Origin of the sequence: Leptospira selangorensis (assembly GCF_004769405.1) — a bacterium.
GTDB classification, from domain to species: Bacteria; Spirochaetota; Leptospiria; order Leptospirales; family Leptospiraceae; genus Leptospira_B; species Leptospira_B selangorensis.
Map to the genome: position 1 here is coordinate 473,795 of NZ_RQES01000005.1, position 17,568 is coordinate 491,362.

The 17,568-nt window shown below is 40.6% G+C and carries 14 protein-coding genes; 3 read left to right on the forward strand and 11 right to left on the reverse strand.

The window, feature by feature from the left end:
* Positions 1 to 38: 38 nt before the first annotated feature.
* Complete coding sequence (locus EHO58_RS03850) at positions 39 to 1,094, reverse strand: FecR family protein (RefSeq protein ID WP_135627655.1); 1,056 nt, start codon at positions 1,092 to 1,094, stop codon at positions 39 to 41.
* Between the two features lie 159 nt (positions 1,095 to 1,253).
* Positions 1,254 to 1,808, reverse strand: a complete 555-nt coding sequence (locus tag EHO58_RS03855; RefSeq protein WP_425269424.1) for an RNA polymerase sigma factor — start codon at positions 1,806 to 1,808, stop codon at positions 1,254 to 1,256.
* Between the two features lie 139 nt (positions 1,809 to 1,947).
* On the opposite strand from EHO58_RS03855, the gene EHO58_RS03860 reads away from it, so the two are divergent.
* Complete coding sequence (locus EHO58_RS03860) at positions 1,948 to 2,751, forward strand: LA_0442/LA_0875 N-terminal domain-containing protein (protein WP_135678693.1); 804 nt, start codon at positions 1,948 to 1,950, stop codon at positions 2,749 to 2,751.
* Between the two features lie 38 nt (positions 2,752 to 2,789).
* On the opposite strand, the gene EHO58_RS03865 is transcribed toward EHO58_RS03860, so the two are convergent.
* The 4 genes from EHO58_RS03865 to EHO58_RS03880 form a co-directional block, all read right to left on the reverse strand.
* A complete protein-coding gene (locus EHO58_RS03865; RefSeq protein WP_135678696.1) occupies positions 2,790 to 4,430 on the reverse strand; it encodes a hypothetical protein in 1,641 nt (546 codons plus the stop codon).
* Between the two features lie 219 nt (positions 4,431 to 4,649).
* Positions 4,650 to 5,780 carry a DUF1554 domain-containing protein gene (locus EHO58_RS03870; protein WP_135678698.1) on the reverse strand — a complete coding sequence of 377 codons (1,131 nt, stop codon included), beginning with the start codon at positions 5,778 to 5,780 and terminating at the stop codon, positions 4,650 to 4,652.
* A gap of 87 nt (positions 5,781 to 5,867) precedes the next feature.
* Positions 5,868 to 6,884, reverse strand: coding sequence for a DUF1554 domain-containing protein (locus EHO58_RS03875; protein WP_135678701.1), 1,017 nt, complete (start codon positions 6,882 to 6,884; stop codon positions 5,868 to 5,870).
* A gap of 159 nt (positions 6,885 to 7,043) precedes the next feature.
* Entirely contained in the window at positions 7,044 to 9,068 is a 2,025-nt protein-coding gene (locus EHO58_RS03880) for a hypothetical protein (RefSeq protein WP_135678704.1), read from the reverse strand.
* 242 nt (positions 9,069 to 9,310) lie between these two features.
* On the opposite strand from EHO58_RS03880, the gene gpmI reads away from it, so the two are divergent.
* A complete protein-coding gene (gene gpmI / locus EHO58_RS03885) occupies positions 9,311 to 10,951 on the forward strand; it encodes a 2,3-bisphosphoglycerate-independent phosphoglycerate mutase (RefSeq protein ID WP_135678705.1) in 1,641 nt (546 codons plus the stop codon).
* Between the two features lie 2 nt (positions 10,952 to 10,953).
* On the opposite strand, the gene EHO58_RS03890 is transcribed toward gpmI, so the two are convergent.
* The 4 genes from EHO58_RS03890 to murB all read right to left on the reverse strand — a co-directional run bounded on the left by EHO58_RS03890 (position 10,954) and on the right by murB (position 15,307).
* Positions 10,954 to 12,492, reverse strand: coding sequence for an Lcl domain-containing protein (locus EHO58_RS03890; RefSeq protein WP_135627648.1), 1,539 nt, complete (start codon positions 12,490 to 12,492; stop codon positions 10,954 to 10,956).
* 148 nt (positions 12,493 to 12,640) lie between these two features.
* Complete coding sequence (locus EHO58_RS03895) at positions 12,641 to 13,360, reverse strand: TetR/AcrR family transcriptional regulator (RefSeq protein WP_244241050.1); 720 nt, start codon at positions 13,358 to 13,360, stop codon at positions 12,641 to 12,643.
* A gap of 396 nt (positions 13,361 to 13,756) precedes the next feature.
* Entirely contained in the window at positions 13,757 to 14,338 is a 582-nt protein-coding gene (locus tag EHO58_RS03900) for a TetR/AcrR family transcriptional regulator (RefSeq protein WP_100722643.1), read from the reverse strand.
* A gap of 15 nt (positions 14,339 to 14,353) precedes the next feature.
* Complete coding sequence (gene murB / locus EHO58_RS03905; protein WP_135679102.1) at positions 14,354 to 15,307, reverse strand: UDP-N-acetylmuramate dehydrogenase; 954 nt, start codon at positions 15,305 to 15,307, stop codon at positions 14,354 to 14,356.
* A 112-nt stretch (positions 15,308 to 15,419) separates the two neighbouring features.
* Between murB and EHO58_RS19780 the strand changes: the two genes are divergently transcribed.
* Positions 15,420 to 15,545, forward strand: a complete 126-nt coding sequence (locus EHO58_RS19780) for a hypothetical protein (RefSeq protein ID WP_020769644.1) — start codon at positions 15,420 to 15,422, stop codon at positions 15,543 to 15,545.
* Between the two features lie 22 nt (positions 15,546 to 15,567).
* On the opposite strand, the gene hflX is transcribed toward EHO58_RS19780, so the two are convergent.
* On the reverse strand, positions 15,568 to 17,238 hold the full coding sequence (hflX, locus tag EHO58_RS03910) for a GTPase HflX (protein WP_341867005.1): 1,671 nt from the start codon (positions 17,236 to 17,238) through the stop codon (positions 15,568 to 15,570).
* Between the last annotated feature and the right edge of the window lie 330 nt (positions 17,239 to 17,568).

Sequence of the window (17,568 nt, forward strand, 5' to 3'; positions counted from 1 at the left end):
CCCGGGTCTTAACTTAAGAAGCTATCTATTAATTTTTCTTAATAGATGATCTTTTCGACTGCGTTCTCATCCAGGATATAAGATCCTTTCAGTGTTTGAACGATCAGTTTTCCTTTCTTCTGAGAAACCACAACACCTCTAAGCTCGCGACCATCTTTCATGATGATCTGTTCGATACTTTTATCGTAAAGTTCTTCCAGCTCTTGTTCGGTCTTAGCAGTCTTTAAGTTTTGAGTAGAAGCTAAAACTTCTTTATCAAGACCGCTTAGGTTCTTGCGCATGTCGCCGTATTCAGGACCTTCTTCTTTAGCGCGTTTTTGGTCTTCGATTACGATAACTTTCTCGTTTGTGACTATGATCAATCCGCCAGTGATTAAAGCTCTTTCAGATTTATCATGGATCAAAGGAGTTACTTCGACTGCACCTTCGACTACGAAGACAGAAGATTCTTTATCAGAAGCATTTACTTCGAATGAAGTTCCTCGGACCGCAGCCACCACAGTAGGAGTATCTACGAAGTAGTTTGCGTTTTTCTTTTCCTTCTCAACTAAGTTCAGGATCTTACCTGACATTAGGGAAATCCTGATTTGAGAAGAGTCCGTTTGTCTTAAACTTTTGAGAACTAACTCGGAGTTTTCTTTTAAACGGATTACGCTGGAATCGGTTAGACCGATATCGATCGATCCACCTTTGCCGGTTACGATCTTATCGCCTTCGCTAAGTATATCACCTAAATGTAATGCGACAGGAGTCTCTTTTACATTCTTTGCTTCGCCTTTAACGAATACAACTGCCGCTTTAAGCAGTGTGCCTTCGGCTACAGGTGCGGCTTCTTTTTTGAAAATAGTGAAATAAGTTCCGGCTCCAATTCCTACGAATAGGATTGCTGCCGCAGCTAAGAACCATACTTTATTTTTGGAGCCGCTCAGTTGAACTACATTGTCCTTAGTAGGAGATTGCATGATATTTGCCTCCACAGAGAAGCGAGGAGACATGCCGACCCAGTTTGGATCGAAGTCGGGTGCCTTAGAATCCGGTAGAGACTTTTTGAGGAGCTCTGCGAATGTTTGGAATTCAGGGTTCATTCTTTCCATCCTCTTTACCGTATCCTTTAGTCCCGGGCCTGTTCACATTGTCCTGCCCGCTCAGTTGGATCAACAAACTGAAGGAAAGTACCTTGCTCATTTTTTTGAGTAGGGATGGCTTTTTTGACGAAATGAATCGATTGTTCTAAATACATTTTAGCGAAAATCCTAGGATTTCAGAAAAGAAGAAGGTTGTATGCCTCTCTTCTTTCCCTCTTGTAAAAGCTGTTTTTCGGCTCTTTCCAGAAGTCTGGAAACCCCGGATACGGATAAGTCCAGTACGGAGGCTATCTCTTCCAATTTGCAACCTTGGGAATAACGTAGCTCAATTGCGGTCTTTTGTTCTTCCGGTAAGGTGCTTAATAATTCACTTAAAATCTTTCCGAGATTTTGGGCTTCCATCTCATCCAGGACCTGGTTTTCAGGGCCTTGGCCTTTGGAGCCGAATAAAGAAGAAGTTTCCTCTCCAACGAGAGCAACGTTCTTTTGATAATAGGACTTCCCATGATTGATCATTAGATTTCTGGAAATCCTAAATAAGATCATCCTGGAAACCTGCTCATCCGGTAATTCCTTGCCCGAATAATGTTTAAAAAAGTTCAAAAAGGTGTCTTGTAATAGATCTAAGGCTGTGGATTCATCTTGGACAGAGCGCCGAATAAATGAAAACAAGTGATCCTTATTTTTATTGTATAGTTTTTCGAAAAACAAGGTTTCAGACACGGTAGAATAGAAATTTTTTTCTATTGGTCTTTTTTCAAGTAAATTCGGTTTTTTCTTGTAGAAAGCAATCAGTTTTAAAACGGTTATAGCCAGACAATTTTAGTGTCTGTAGTCCTAAACCAAAGGGATTTAAGATAACATGCCTTATCGTTGGCTTTTTGCAATTTGTTTCCTAATAGTTTCCCATTCCCTTTTTGGTTCTAGCCTAACCTTAAAAAATGGAAAGGTAATCCAAGGGAAAGTGGTAAACCAAACCCGTACGGAAGTCCAGATCGAAGTGGATGGAAAGGTTCTAACCATTCCAAAAACAGAGATTGCCGAATTGAACTTAAAAGATACCCCTAAACAGGAAGTGAAAAAGGATCCTGTTAAACCTAAAGAGGAACCTAAAAAAACCGAGGAAGAGGTAGCGGTCCAGAGATGGTACCAAAAACCTCGTTGGGATTATTCTCTCAGATCGGCAGTGGTTCCTGGTTGGGGAATTTGGAAAGCCGACAAGAAATACAGGGCTTCTGCGACATTTGTAGCAGTTATAGGGGCAGCTTACCTGGTTGTTAAGGCCCAGAATGATTTCAGTGCGGCCAAGAACGCTTACGAGGAGAATGCAAGAAATTATTTCATATTTGCATTGAACGATCCTGTCCTTTCTTTACCTGCAAATACTACCCAACGTTTGCTGGGAGCCTTTTTGGTGAACAAGGGTGCATTCAATCATTACCAAGGCCTTGCGGGAGAATCCAATAATTACCAATATTTGTTCGGGATTGCTTACGGATTGCAGCTATTCTATTCCTATTATTTAGGAGTAAAGGCAGAGCAAGGTATTGCAGAAGGACCTAGCTCAGGTTTTAGATTCAGTTTCGCTCCTTCTTATCAACCTATGACCGTTGGTGGCAATGGTTTAGGTTGGAATGGGGAACTGAAATACGAGATTCGTTATTAAGTTCTAAAGTCGTTCTCTAATAAGGAGAACGACTTCTTCTATTGAATTACAGTAACAGGAGTTTGTATACCATTTGAATCCGTAGGATAAATGGTAGAAGTTCCTTCGATATTACCGCCGAAGTCTGGATCAAACAGGTAGATCGCTTTGCTAGACTCGTCTCCCGCGCTGATAAAACAAGCAGCAGTCCTACAAGTGATTGAAGAGCCCATTGTGCTACTTGTGCCTATTTCGGAGACGGAATAGTCTGTAGGAGTTCCTGCAGCTCCGGAAGTGATCGCCCCGGAAGTGATCGTAACCGGAAGATTGGATACTTCATTATATACTCCCATATCCGCACAGAATGAGTCATAGGAAACCAATAGATTCGTGCTGTTTGCAATTGCTACGGAAGGAATCATATATTGGTCCCCACTACTATTGACCGGGTCGCAACCGTAAGGATTTGTTTCCGTTCTCATTGTTGCAGGAGTAACTTGGAAGTTATTAGAACTTTTTAAAGTAGCCGAATTTACGTTTCCGGAGCCGTCCGTATTTGTTTGGCTATAGAATAACCAAATATTAGTGCCTTGAGTAAATAAAGAAGGGTAATCCAAAGCCAGAGAATCAGTTCCACTTGTGGCAGTATAAGTTTTTACGGAAGTGGCTGCTCCGGTTGAGAAGCTGTAAGCAAGTAAAGAATTTGCTCCTCCGCTTGTTCTTTGGCGGAAAGCTGTGTAATAGGTGCTACCACTCAAAATTACATCCGCGCTAGTATAAGTATTACTAGTCGAAGAAGCGATACTCGTCGCTGTTCCAAGAAGGGCTCCTGTGGAAGCGTTGATCCTTTGGTATTTCGCAGCTCTAGTGGAAGCGGACTCCGTCCATACGACTGCAAATTCTCCGCTTGGATTATAGGCAGCGGAAACTTTTCCGATCGTAATTCCGGATCCAGTATAGATCGTAAACGTTGACCCTAGCGCAGTAAGACTTATATCGTAAAATTGCCCTTTGATAGTAGTGTCAGCCGACTTCCAAACAAGCAAATAATTGCTTCCGGTCCATACCAACTCAGGATCCACAGAACTCGGTGCGCCTCCAACCGTAACCGATAGATTTTTAGTTACTACGTATGGATTTACGGCATGATTCACTCCAAACAATTTTAAAACCGGGACTCCTGAGTTGTTTTTCCATCCAGCTGCGATTGCCAATTGTCTTTCGCATACAATCGTAGCGGTTCCAGTTGTTCCAGCCGTACCACTTGCATTTGTGCTGATACTGCAGGCCTGTCCCTGCGTATAGGAACCTAATGAGATCGAATAAGAATCTCCACTGGTAAGTTCTGTGGAGAAAGAATAAGAGCCGTTTGCAGTTAACGCTAAAGTTTGTGTCGTGCTATCAGTTGAATCCGTTAAAGTAAGATTTAGATCGTTAGAGGTTATATTTAGGTAACCGCTTAAGGAAATATTTACCGGAGAAGTAGCAGCAGGAGAAGTCCCGCCAGCATTCCCAAGATTACCAAATATACCAAAGTCACCATCCGAAAGTAGTGCGCCTATAGCAGAAGAACTGGCATCTATACTGATTGCCTTAGCATTATTACAGCCTTGCACCAATAAGAATGAGAGAAGAAAACATCCGTGAATTAATAGGTAAAATCCATTTACGGCCTTGTTTGAATTCAGAAATCTTTTCATTTTAACTCTCCATTGCGAAGAAGGGAAAATTCGGACAGTTTTCCCCATAACAAGGGTAACAATCCGCTTTAAGCTCTTTGAGCTTTTTTTTAAAAATAAATAATTTTTTTACTAAAATTTGCTGAAATAAGATTTAAATTGCAGCCTTGTTCGAAAACAAAAAAACCCCTCAGTAAGAGGGGTTTTGTCCTATTTGCATTATTCGCTTAATAAGGGAGGCTATTGGCCAACACAGACAATATTCCGTCTTTGAGAACATAGGGTTGGGATTACCACAGCAGGATCCGTATTAGTCAATTCTGCAATGGAGTTTCCGTCAACTGCAGTAAGAAGTCCCTGGGTTCCAGTTGCTACGGAAGAATACCATGAAGAATAAGGTGCTCCTGAAAGAGCTAATCCTCCGCATTGAGTTGTCGTAGGAGAACCCGCTGTCCAATCTATAGAACTGAAGCCTGTCCATATTCTGCCAGAAGTTCCGAGAGAATTAGTCCACTGAGCTGCATTTGCAAATCCGATCGTAGTACCAGTACTAAAGTTGTATGCTAATTTGGTTCCACCTTGGCTGAAATATCTCCGGTAAGAACTGAATACCCAATCGGTGGAAGTATTTCTGAGATTGCTACTAGGACTATAACTCACTACAATCAATGCCTTATAAGCTACATCTGGGTTGGCATTGCTTGGAACATTAGAGTTACAAATATCATCTGCAACTTCTCTTGGGCCGCCAAAAGTAGAATTATCTATTCCCTTTTTAGCAAAGTCTCCCGTATAACCTGCTCCGTTATTAGTAGCTACGAAGATACATTTATCACTATCGTTTACTTTAACTTTAAACGTCTGAGAGATTCCGGAAGATACGTCTACTGCGACAAGGTCATAATAGTTGTTCTGACAGTTATCATCCGGTTGAGAATTGATTTGGAATCCGTTTTTATAATCGAAGTTGGCGTTCTGAGGATTTGGTGCGAAGGCCAAGGTAAGATAATCCTGATAACCTCCTTGGTCCGGATTATAATCTGTTACAAAGGTAATATTATCGTTCTTATAAAATCTGAATTCGATAGAGCTCCCGTCACTAGGAGGGTTCTGGATTGCGAACATAATATCCGCGGCATCGTTTTCATCTACCGTAATGGTGGTTTCTCCCTCATTCAATAAAGGCTCTATCGGATACGGGGGAAGAGTAACAAATAAATTCCAGAATATAGAAGGATCTATCGTGATAGCACCCGCTAGGCTGGGTTTGCTCCCATCCAGAGCAGTGGATTGCGCATTATTACACTTGGAAACCCACAAAGTAAGACATAATAAAATGAAAGCTGTCCTTAATGATTTAGATCCTTTCATATTTGCACCCGCCCAATCTCTAAGGGAAAAATACCCCTAAAGTATGAAAACAGTCAGGCTGGAAAAAAATTGAACGATTTTTTTGGTTTAATCCGGGGAATAAACGCAAATAAACGGCAATGTCAAAGGGGAATCACAAGCATCTAAGGTTCGATATGCGGCATCTCCAGTCACTACGCTCGAAGTACCTAAGTTTCCGCTTGAAGAATTGCTCGAATTTGTCCAACTTTCGGAGCCATTGAGACAGGTATTATTATCCATTCTGCCCCAACCGGAATGCATTCCTGTCCAATAATCTCCCGAATCAATTAATGGATTATCAAAATCAGAACTTGGAGGCCAGGTCCCGCCTATGGAAAAAACTTTCACCCAAGTTCCATTCCCTTGTTTACGAACGTATCTTTTATTAGTTCTGAAGAAGGATGTAGAAGATAAAGATTCTCCCGGATTTCTATCTCCACGAGCAACAGAAAGAGCACCAACCATCGCTTTATAATGAGCCGGGTCTCTCGGAAGACCTTTTCCGCTAGCTAAACTTTTACAATGATTGTCCATCGAGCTTAGCCCACCCAATTGAGCCAGGGTCTTGGAAGAAGATTCGAAAATACAATAATCTCCGTCCTTTACAGTTACATCATATACGAAAGTAACTCCCGTCGAATCTTTTGTAATTCTGAAACTGAACTTGTCTCCGGCACGGTCCAAACAGTTATCGTCGTCTGCGTTTAAGGCAAAACCGACCGAATGAGTTCCCGTGTTTGCAGTAAGAGTAAATGTATTATAACCCACAAAACTAGGCGAGGAGACTGTAGAGTAATTTTCGATTTGCATCGTAAAGTTTTCATCTACAGCGTTTTGTTCTGAAAATGTAAGATCTATATAGGTATTCCCTGCATCATACATTACATTAGAAGAAAGTTGCGGAAGGCCATCCGGAATTGGCTCGACTCCGATAATACCAGGTAAAACAACATTCAAAAGAACGCCGGCAGCACTGCTGCTGCCGTCCAAATTAATCGGGTTTGCCTGATTGCAAAAAGAGAATAAGGAAAATAGCGATACGATCGGGATAAGTCTGAAAAGGATCTTTGGATTCGAATTCATAGTTCCGGGTCGGGTGATTTCTTCTTAGAGATCACAAACCAAATTGCGAGTTTTTGCTCACTTTTTTAGGCAAAAATAAATTTTCGAGGGAAATTCATCCGAATTTCAAACTTTTGGGTTTTAGGAATGAACAGAGTTTGTTAGGAAAAAACTTATTCTTTAAGTTTTATCCACTTTTCTTAATTTATCAATTTCTTTCCGGAAAGATTCGTATGGATCGCCAGATTCTGCTTTTCCGTTTTGAGGAGTTGTTTTGTCTGCAGATGATTTATGTGAAGCAAACCATTCATCCACATGTTTGATTACTTTTGAGATCCTAGTTCTGCTATCTTCTTCCTCTGCGGTCCTAACTTTGTTTTGTAGGATTTCCATTTTTTCCGACAGAATACGATGTAATTCTCTGGCCTTGTTCCTAAAGGACTCGTTTGCAGGATAACAAAGGATCTGATCCATTCTTTCCTTTCCTTTTTCCCAAGGAATAAAAACGAATTTTTCACGATCCAGAATTTGGTAATATAGATCCGCTTGGAATTCTCCTACATTTCCTTGGACCTCGGATGCAGTGGGTGGAAGTGAACGTTTAAAATAGAATTCATCCATTACGGAAGAAATTTTCGTCTTCTGTTCTGCGGATCTGATCTTTTCTTCTTCTTTGATCTTCTCTTGTATTCTTGCCTGCTCTTCTTTTTTAGAAGTTTCGTGATTTCTGGCCTTGAGTTGATTTTGTTGGCCTTTGATCTTTTCTTTTGCTTGGGCAAAGAACATATCTTGGAATATTCTTCCTATTCCGATCAGATCCAGAAGGGTATAATACCAAGGGAAATAATCTAAATAACCTTTTCTTAATACTTTTCCGTAAGCTTTGACAAGATCAGGTTCTCTGAATATCGATTTGATTTGAGGTTCGTTCGATTCCACAAGCTGTCTGATACAAAGAATTTTCCAAGTTTCTACGTTTGTGGCCGCTCCTAAGCTCAAAATGATCTGTCTGACGCTATTTGCGTTTTTATGGAAGAATGCGTGGATGGTAGTAGTTTTAGTTTCCCAAGTGGAATAGCCTATTTCCAGATCGTCTATCAACATTCTTTTTAATTCTTCCGGATACGATTTGAATTCTTTATCCGGAACCAAGAGCACTTTTTTTTCCCAAGAACCTGATTCAGAAAGAAGATTCCTTTTAATATCATGGAATCTGTTCCGATCTCTTTCCGTAGATTGTTTATGAAGTTCTTTTTCTGCAAGTTCGGCAAGGCTACGAATTAAAACTACACTCAACATTCCCGGAGTTCCCGGGCTCGGGGTGCCGGATAAAGCTTTTGCGAAGGCTTCTGCTCTTTCTGTTTTGAACCTTGTGGTTTCAGGATTGGAAGTATTAGAATAATATAATTTTTCTTCCATGGCGATCTTTTGGAATTCGTCCATAAGAACATGGCGTAATTGTTTTGTTCCTTTGGATTGGATAAAATCATCCACGTAATCCATGATCTGGACTGCTTCCTTGGAATTTTTGATCCCAAATAATCCGTATCCCGGAACGTCTATGACTCTTCCTTTTTTATGAAGATCGTCCTCTAATTCGAATAAGAAATCTTTAATGAACTCCGGATTAGCCGGGATCCTGAAATGTTCGTTATGGAATGCTTGTCTTAAATATAAAAATAACTGAGGAAAAGGAGCTTCTTTTCTGGCTCCCCATTCTAGATCGGACTCCAAATTTTCCCAAAGTAAGGTTTTACTTGTTTCCGGTTTTCGATCTAGATAACTTAAAAGAGAAGAAACGGAATAATCCAGAAGTTCCAGATAGATCCTGCTCAGATCCAAAGACTCCGATTCCGGAAAAGTAGCATAACAAGGAAGTGCTTCCGGTTGTTTTTCAGCGCTGTCGCTGATCAAATATGCAAGCTGAGAAACTGTGCCATCTTCAAGAAGGCGTTTTAAGTGAAGATCAATGTCCTTAGGACCTAATTCTCCAACTTCAGGCACTTTATGATGAGGTTCGAATAATTGCCTTTTTTTTACATTTTTGAAAGATGTCGCTGCCTGAATCGCTTTGTAGACAGAGTGAGTTATTTTGTCGTTCATGTAGTAACTCACTACTTCGTTTAACTTCTTAACTTTTAAGAAGCTAGGGACGGCTACATTGCCTGTATTCGGATCTAAGGGTTTGGGACCTTTTGCGTTCATCTTTGTCTATAAATAATTAAATATTAAGAATTTAGCATGTAGTTGCGGAAAGATATCCGCTTAAAGATATGAGTATCCCTAAGGATATCCAAAACCATCATATAATGCATTCTAAACGCTTCCACCGAAAAACCTAAATCCTCCTTCTTTTTCGATAAAACCTGCATAAACCAAAGGATGTATGCCGAAGGCCTTACATGAATCCTCTTGACGAAGCATAGGCAAGGGCTTTCCTGGAATAGATGCAACTGAAGAAAAAGACTCCCTTCTCTCCCAAAAAGCTATTATTCGTAATTTTAGACGGCGTAGGTTATACTCCTAAAGGACCCGAATTCGGGAACGCAATTGCAGGCGCCAATCTTCCATTTCTCAATAAACTTTGGAAAGAATCCCCAACCATACTATTGAAAGCACATGGAACCGCAGTTGGTATGCCTTCGGACGAGGATATGGGAAACTCGGAAGTAGGTCATAATGTTCTGGGTTGCGGTCGTATTTTCGATCAGGGAGCTAAGTTAGTCAATAACTCTATCGCCGAAGGGCTGTTATTCGAAGGAAAAGCTTGGAAGGAAATTGTAGAAAATACAAAGACCCAAAATTCCACACTTCATCTAATCGGTTTGTTTTCCGACGGAAATGTTCACGCACATATAGATCACACAAAATCTTTGATAGAGGCGGCAATAAAGGAGAAGGTCCCAAGGATCAGATTGCACATTCTTTTAGATGGAAGGGATGTACCAGAAAAGTCCGCTTTAGAATATTTGAATCCTTTCGAAGAATGGCTGACTACTCTAAGATCCAAAGGTGCCGATGTAAAGATCGCTTCCGGCGGAGGAAGAATGACCATCACGATGGATCGTTATGAAGCTGACTGGTCCATGGTGGAAAGAGGCTGGAAGATCCATGTTCATGGAGAAGGTAGAACCTTCCCCGATGCAAAGACTGCAATCGAAACATTTAGAAAAGAAGATCCGGCGATAATCGATCAATATCTTCCTAGTTTTGTGGTAGAAGAATCCGGTAAACCTGTCGGAAAAATCCTAAGCGGAGACTCCGTAGTATTCACAAATTTCAGGGGCGATAGAGCGATAGAGATCTCCCAAGCGTTCACCCAGAAAAAATTCGATAAATTCGATAGAGGGGATTTCCCGGAAGTATGTTATGCTGGAATGATGCAATACGACGGGGATCTGCAATTGCCTGAACGCTTTTTGGTAACTCCACCTGCGATTGATCGCACTTTGGGTGAGTATATGGCCAAGTCCGGAGTTAGCCAATACGCGTTATCCGAAACACAAAAATACGGACATGTGACTTTTTTCTGGAATGGAAATCGTTCAGGCAAATTCGATTCCAAAAGTGAGGAATATAAAGAAATTCCTTCCGACGTAATCCCATTCGATCAAACTCCAGAAATGAAGGCACAGGCAATCACTGCGGAACTTGAAAAAGTTTTAGGGGAGAATCATTCCGACTTCTATCGGATCAATTTTCCGAACGGAGATATGGTGGGTCATACCGGAAATTATCAGGCCACAGTTAAAGCAATGGAGTTTTTGGACGGATGTATGGGTCGCCTTGCAGAAGCATGCAAAAAAAATAATGTAGTTCTATTGGTGAGTGCGGACCACGGAAATGCCGATGAGATGTATCAATTGGATAAAAAGGGAAATGTAGAAAAGGACAAGGAAGGTAAACCGGTTCCTAAAACTTCTCATACCTTAAATCCGGTTCCTTTCAGCGTTTTGGACCCTGAAAACAAGATTAAATTAAGAACAGATCTACAAAATCCCGGGCTTGCGAATGTTGCAGCTACGATCTTAGATATTATGGGGTATGAGACACCGGAAGGGTATCATCCTAGTTTGGTAGCTAAGTAAGATCAGTCACTTACGCAGTGAACTGCGTAGATTAGGCTTTTATCAAACTCGTTTGCAATTCCATACAAGAATACTACTGTTTTGGCATATTTTTCGAAAGGAGTAGTTGTATCTCCTCTAGTTGCTGCCCAGGTAGCGCTTGTAACAGGATTTGGAAATGCAGTAGTATTGATATAAGGTGCGCTACTTCCTTCTATTAATGAAGACAATTCTTGGACTGTAGGCAGCCTCCAATTCTCTCTGTCTGCGTATCCAATTCCGGGGCCATGTACAGTATTCAAATAGGCACAACCGTCTAACGCATTTGTCCAAGTCATCTCATTCTGAGTTCCTGTGCAGCTAGGTCCGGTTCTTCCTTCCCAACAAGTTTTCCAAACTAGACCAGTAGAATTATCCGTAGTTGTAATATCCGAAGTATATGTTCCGTGAGCAGTCGGGCCCGTATAAGTTTGACCTCCGGAGATAGTGGCCCCGCTTGTAGTAGTAAAGCTCGACTGATGATTAATTGCATTCCCAGCTTCGTCCTTTAATGAACTGGAAGGTATGGTCCAACGTATTTGAGAATCCGCTGGGAAATAAGTCCAGCTAACTGTGATAACCAGAGTTTGAGAGTCCTGCCAATCAAAGAACGTATTTGTGTTAGGAGCTGCTACCCATGATGTTCCATTATAAATCTCTAATGTCATGCTCATGGTAAGACCTGTGTTCATAGGCTCAGCAAAACTCAAAACAAAAGATCCAGGCGAAAGATTGATCCCAGTGCTGGCATTGCTTGGTGTCGAAGCAGAAATGGTAGGGCTTACTGTATCCACAGTGATATCTGCATTATCAACTGCGGACACATTCCCCGCTTTATCTCTTGCAACATACTTAAATGAAGTAGTGGAATTAGCTGGAACATTAATAGGAGTAGAATACTGAGTTCCTACATTTATAGTGCCAGTTGTCCCATCAATATCCGGAGTAGAACTGTCGGTAACATAAGAAATCTTATCGCAGCCTGCTCCTCCAGTGTCCGAACAAATTATAGAAACGTTTTGAGAAGAATTATAAGCTCCCCCATTCGGAGTTGTACTTGTTGTAGGATAAGTATCATCCCGAACGATCCTGAAAATTCCGGACCCAGTTATATTTTCTATAGGATCAGTGACACATACCCTAATATAACTCGCGCCTAAAGGAAGAAGGCTCGCATTGACCGAGGCTAAATTATCCGAGTTTGCAATTGCAGTTCCAGTAGTTAAACTTGATCCGCTCGTACAAGAATTGGCGTTTATCCGGACATCATAGGATCCGTCAGTATCCGATCTCCAAGTAAGATCGGAAGAGTTAATCGCCCCTGAATTATTACTTACGAAATTTGCAGTAAGGCTTCCGCTAATAGCAGGTCCTGGAAGACAAACATCTAATTCTCCCAAAATGCAGCGTACAAAGGTAGTTTCCCACCAAGCATCCGAAAATGGGATGGCCGGGTTATGCACTTCGATTGGTTTGCATAACATTCCCAATCCGACTAAAAAGACTATAAAGCGAGCCCGCATATTTGCTATCTTGACAGGGTATTTAATAATAAAAGGACGATTTTATCCTTCGTTCTATTTCTACCCGGTAAATAAGTTTTTAACACTTATTTTATTTATCCTATCGGGGATAAACCTCCGACAAAAAAAACTCATCCCATCCCGGATTTCAGACCTTTTTTATCTGCTTTTCTTTCTTTTTAGTTATTGGAGATTGCCTGACTTTTGAAAACCCTTCCCATAACATTTCGGCAGATTGCTCCAAAAGAGAAGGATCTATGTTATTTTCGTGGATCCGATGATAGCGCAAGATCCCAGTAAAAGAACCCAGAATAAGAGAAGGATAAAGCAGTCTTAGATTTTTATCATTCTGAGCAGGAGCAAAATATTCTGAAATTTTTTGCTTTAAGGCTAACGCATCTTTCGAGCTTTCTTCATCCAGTATATAAGAAGATAGATTTCGTTCTATCATGATCAACTGGTCGAATTTGCCTTGGGAGAATAATCCGAGCCCTTTCCAAAAATCAAAAAACTGTTCCTTCGGAGATAAGTTTTTGGAGATAGATCTATCTAAGAATTCTGAAAATTCTTGAACGGAGATCCGAAACGCCTCATTGAACAAGTGATCCTTATTACGGAAATGACGATACATTGTACCGACTCCAACTTTTGCATGAGCAGAAATTTCGGGGATTCTTGTTTCGAAAAATCCTCTTTCCGCAAATAACTTCAGAGCAGAGCGAATGATCCTCTCTTTGGATTCATCCTGTTTCTTATTTAGTTTTTCTTCTGGAGGCTCCTTTTCTGTTTCATATATGGGATCCTGATCGGGTGTGAGCTCTGGATCCGTGGAAATATCTAGGGTTTCTATCAGGGGACTATTTTCCATTCGGGTAACCATTTTCAAATTTTATTTTTCTTAAATTTCTTTCTATAAAGTAAGGCCGAAAGTTTCGACTAACGAGCATTATTGTCAAGGATGAAAGACTAAATTAACATAATTTATAATCTATCTAATACATTTGACTTCGATCAGTAAAAACAAAGTTAATTCGATAGACCTATTTGGATGAACTTGTTATCCATCAATACCGGAATCTGAATTCAGATTCCGTAAATCATTAGAATCTAATATATAAGCATATTAGAAAGAGATGTTATTTGAGAAATGATAAATTGAGATTTTAAGAATGTATAATTTGGAATATTGTTTCCGCTTTCGATAAGGATCTAGTTTGGAATGATTCTTATCTCTTAGGAAATATATTTCAGAGCAGATGGACGATTATTTTGCCAATGCTTTCCAAAGTGTTAAACCGGAAGCATGTAATGTTTCGGCAGAAAGTTGGATATAGCCACCTTTGGCCATCTTCACCATTCCCACAAAACTTCCATAACATAAGGAAACAAGTTCCATAGAACCAAGGTCAGATCGAATATCCCCCTTTGCTTTTGCTTGTTCTAAGAAGGTGCAAATAAACTCCATGGTTTGGGAGGTTGCTTTTTTGCTAGCTTGGTCCAGATACGGAGAATGATAGTGTAACTCTAGAAATTCAAACGCTTCCGGGTAACGGTGATAGAAGGTTGCGAGCGCTTTCCACAAATGAACGAATAAGTCCTTTGATTTTGCTTTTTCAGGATAATTTTCCGCGAGAGTTTCTCTCAGTTTGTTTTTCCAGAAACGATATAGTTCGTTTACCAGTTCTTCTTTATTTTTGTAATATCTGTATATGGTTCCGGCGCCTATTCCCGCATCCTTTGCTAGGTCAGGTATAGGGGTTCCTTCAAAACCTTTTTCGGTGAATAACCTTAAGGCAGAGGTGAGTATTCTTTCTTTTTTATCTTCCGGATCTCGAACTACTGGCATTTGGTTTTCCTGGAATTAGGGAATGGAACCGAAGTATTCCACTTCTCTTTGTAATATCACACCTGTTTCTTTTTCCACTTTTTCTTGGACAGTATTTACGAGTCCATATACATCGGAGGCTTTTGCCCCTCCGGTGTTCACTATAAAATTACAATGTTCCGGAGAGATTTGAGCTCCACCAATTTGTAAACCTCTTAGGCCTACCTTATCTATAAATTGCCAAGCTTTGATCTCTTTTCCTTGTTCGTCGAATACCTTTGGGTTTTTGAACATGGAACCTGCACTTTTTTTGTTCTGAGGCTGAGAAGAATTTCGTTTGTCCCTTTTTTCTTTGAGAGAAGTTTCAATCTCTTCTAAGTTTCCGGGTTTTAATTTGATTAGAATAGAAAGAATAATAGAATCTTTTCTTTTTAAGAACTCAGTAAATCTATATCCGTGCTCTATCTCGGAAGGTTTTCTTTTGAGAACTTCTCCGTTTCTTAAAAATTCCACTTCTTGGATAAGATCGAAAAGTTCTCCTCCATAACATCCTGCGTTTTGAATGACTGCTCCGCCTGTCCAACCTGGGATCGTGCTTAAAAACTCTGCGCCTGTATATCCTTTCTGAGAGATTTGCCGGAAGATCGGTGTAGTATTAGTTGCAGCTCCTACTTGGAAAAGACCTTCTCCCATATCCTTGTATTCCTTAAATCCTCCGGAAAGTTTTAAGATCACAAAATCATTCGGATGATCTGAGATAAGAATATTTGTGCCGCCACCTAAGATCTTCCAAGGCAGTTCCAGTTTTTTGAATACGGAAAGAGTTTCTAGGATTTGTTCCTGGGTTTCAGGTTCGACCATTATAGGAGAAGTCCCGCCGATCTTAAAGGAGCAATGAACGCTCAAATCCTGATTTTCCCGGTAGGGGAGACCGGAATTTTCTAGGGAATTCTTTAGTTCTCGGATCTGTATTTCGGAAAGAATGGCCACTTTATTCAAGTTTCCCCGTTTGGATCTAGGAGCAAGAAAAAAGTCTAAGGCTTAAAAAAGGCTTATGAGAAGAGTAAGTCGGTCCGAACATTCTTTTAGGGGCCGAAAGAATATGTTTTATTTGCTCTTGCAATCCGTGTATCAAGATTATATCACCGGAAGATCGGATAGGGAAACTTATATCAATTCTGTGATCCGATTGGCTCTGGACCAAGAAAAATTAGCCGGTCTGGTTTAAGCTACCTTCTTCAAAACCTGCGTTAAACGTAGGTTTTTTCCGTTTCCTCTTCTAATTCTTCATCTTCTTCCCAAAGTTTAGTACTAGCGAGTTTCGCCTCTGCTTGTGAGTAAATTCTATCTTCAATTCGATTTAATAAGGTATTTAATCCAAAACCTTGGATAGCTGATACGTAGATCGTATCCAGATCGGCCTCTCTTAGAAGTTCGTTTCGTGCTTCTTCGGGCAATCCGTCTACTTTGTTGAATACTAAGATCCTTGGGATATCGGATAGATTTAAATCTTCTAATATAGTTTCGACCGCTTCCATCTGTTGTCTGAATTCAGGATTGGAAACATCTACCACATGTACTAAAAGATCGGAATCTCCTAATTCTTCCAATGTTGCCTTGAATGCGTTGGATAGTTCGGGGGGAAGATCATGGATGAACCCCACAGTGTCGGAAACAATGATCTCTCTTTCTTCCGGAAAACGGATCCTTCTGGATGTAGGGTCCAAGGTTGCGAATAACTTATCTTCCGATAATACGGAGGAATTTGTCATCGCATTCAGTAAGGTGGATTTTCCTGCGTTTGTATAACCCACGATACCGCAGACAGGGATTTCGTTTTTCTTACGCCTTCTTCTTGCGATCTCTCTTCGTTTTTTCAAAGACTTAAGTTCTTGTTCTAATCTGGAAATTCTTTCTTCTACCCTACGTTTTCCGATCTCGAGTTTTGTTTCTCCAGGTCCTCTTCCTCCGATTCCCCCGGTGAGTCTGGACATATTATCATCCAACTCGGAAAGTCTACCTTTCAGATATTTTAATTGGGCAAGTTCTACTTGGAGTTTACCGTCTCTACTTGTCGCATTTCTTGCAAAAATATCCAAGATCAATTGGGTCCTATCTAAAACTTTCAGATCTGCATAATCCGAGATCTTTTTTGCCTGAGAAGGAGATAGTTCCAAATCGAATACTAATAGTTCTACCTGTTTCTGGATCGCTTTTAGAACGATCTCTTCTAGTTTACCTTTTCCTAATACAGTAGAAGGATCCAAGCGATTTTTTCTTTGGATGAATGAGTCTACAACGTGAACTCCAGCGGTCCTACAGAGTTCTTTTAATTCATCGATTGATTGTGCAGGTGGGCGTATCCTATTATTCTCCGGATACACTCCTACTAAAAAGGCTCTGTTCTCTTTTTGAGCCCCTTTTAGATTTTTGCGATATCTGGTCATTCTTCCTTCGATTTCCAGAATATCGTCCAGTATACCTTCTTCCAATTGTCCCGGGACTTTTTTAGGAAGAACTGTCCAAGGTTCGCCATCTTCGTCTTCCGGGTTTACGTGTGCGGAATAATAAGATCTTGGGAGACCCTTATCATCCATAGTGACTGCAGTTATATAATCTAAACGTAATAAAGCTAAGTCTGTAAGATCTTCTTGGTTTAGACTTTCTTCTTTGAGATGGCTATGAACTAGTCTTAAACCTCGCAACCTTGCTTCGGATGTCCTGATACGATCCAACCAAGGGATATCGATGGAACTATCCGATCCCACGATCACGTGAGTTACGTATCCGTTCCTATCAATTAGTATTCCGATTTGTCTGCTGATTTCGAAGGAAAGTTCTGTGAGTGTTCTGGAAACTTCGGGCGTGATGATCACGTTTTCCCGAATTCTACGCTCGGAGAGTTTTTTGAGTCTTTGGATCTGATTGGACTTGAGTCCGGAAAGGTTTCCGCTGAGCTTACTGATAAATTTGCCTCTTCTCTAAGAATTAGACGGTACCATTTCCCAAAAAGAGAGTCAAGCAGTTCCGATCCTAAAAAGCGTGAGAAGATCGAATTCTATAGATATAAAGGTATAGATGGCAGATCTGTATCCTGTTCTGGAAAGAAATTATTATTTTTACGGTTACATTACTTGCAATCGAGGATTCTACCCCAAAAAAAGGTAAACGGCCGATAACGGATGGTCGAAAAAAAGAATAGAGGCTGGCACAGGGAAATGTTTCTTGGACCAAAGCTTGCTTTTCGATTA

Coding starts and splice junctions, on each gene's coding strand:
- EHO58_RS03850 (WP_135627655.1), bottom strand. CDS start 1,094: ATGGAAAGAATGAACCCTGAATTCCAAACATTCGCAGAGCTCCTCAAA.
- EHO58_RS03860 (WP_135678693.1), top strand. CDS start 1,948: ATGCCTTATCGTTGGCTTTTTGCAATTTGTTTCCTAATAGTTTCCCAT.
- EHO58_RS03865 (WP_135678696.1), bottom strand. CDS start 4,430: ATGAAAAGATTTCTGAATTCAAACAAGGCCGTAAATGGATTTTACCTA.
- EHO58_RS03870 (WP_135678698.1), bottom strand. CDS start 5,780: ATGAAAGGATCTAAATCATTAAGGACAGCTTTCATTTTATTATGTCTT.
- EHO58_RS03875 (WP_135678701.1), bottom strand. CDS start 6,884: ATGAATTCGAATCCAAAGATCCTTTTCAGACTTATCCCGATCGTATCG.
- EHO58_RS03880 (WP_135678704.1), bottom strand. CDS start 9,068: ATGAACGCAAAAGGTCCCAAACCCTTAGATCCGAATACAGGCAATGTA.
- gpmI (WP_135678705.1), top strand. CDS start 9,311: ATGCAACTGAAGAAAAAGACTCCCTTCTCTCCCAAAAAGCTATTATTC.
- EHO58_RS03890 (WP_135627648.1), bottom strand. CDS start 12,492: ATGCGGGCTCGCTTTATAGTCTTTTTAGTCGGATTGGGAATGTTATGC.
- EHO58_RS03895 (WP_244241050.1), bottom strand. CDS start 13,360: ATGGAAAATAGTCCCCTGATAGAAACCCTAGATATTTCCACGGATCCA.
- EHO58_RS03900 (WP_100722643.1), bottom strand. CDS start 14,338: ATGCCAGTAGTTCGAGATCCGGAAGATAAAAAAGAAAGAATACTCACC.
- EHO58_RS19780 (WP_020769644.1), top strand. CDS start 15,420: ATGTTTTATTTGCTCTTGCAATCCGTGTATCAAGATTATATCACCGGA.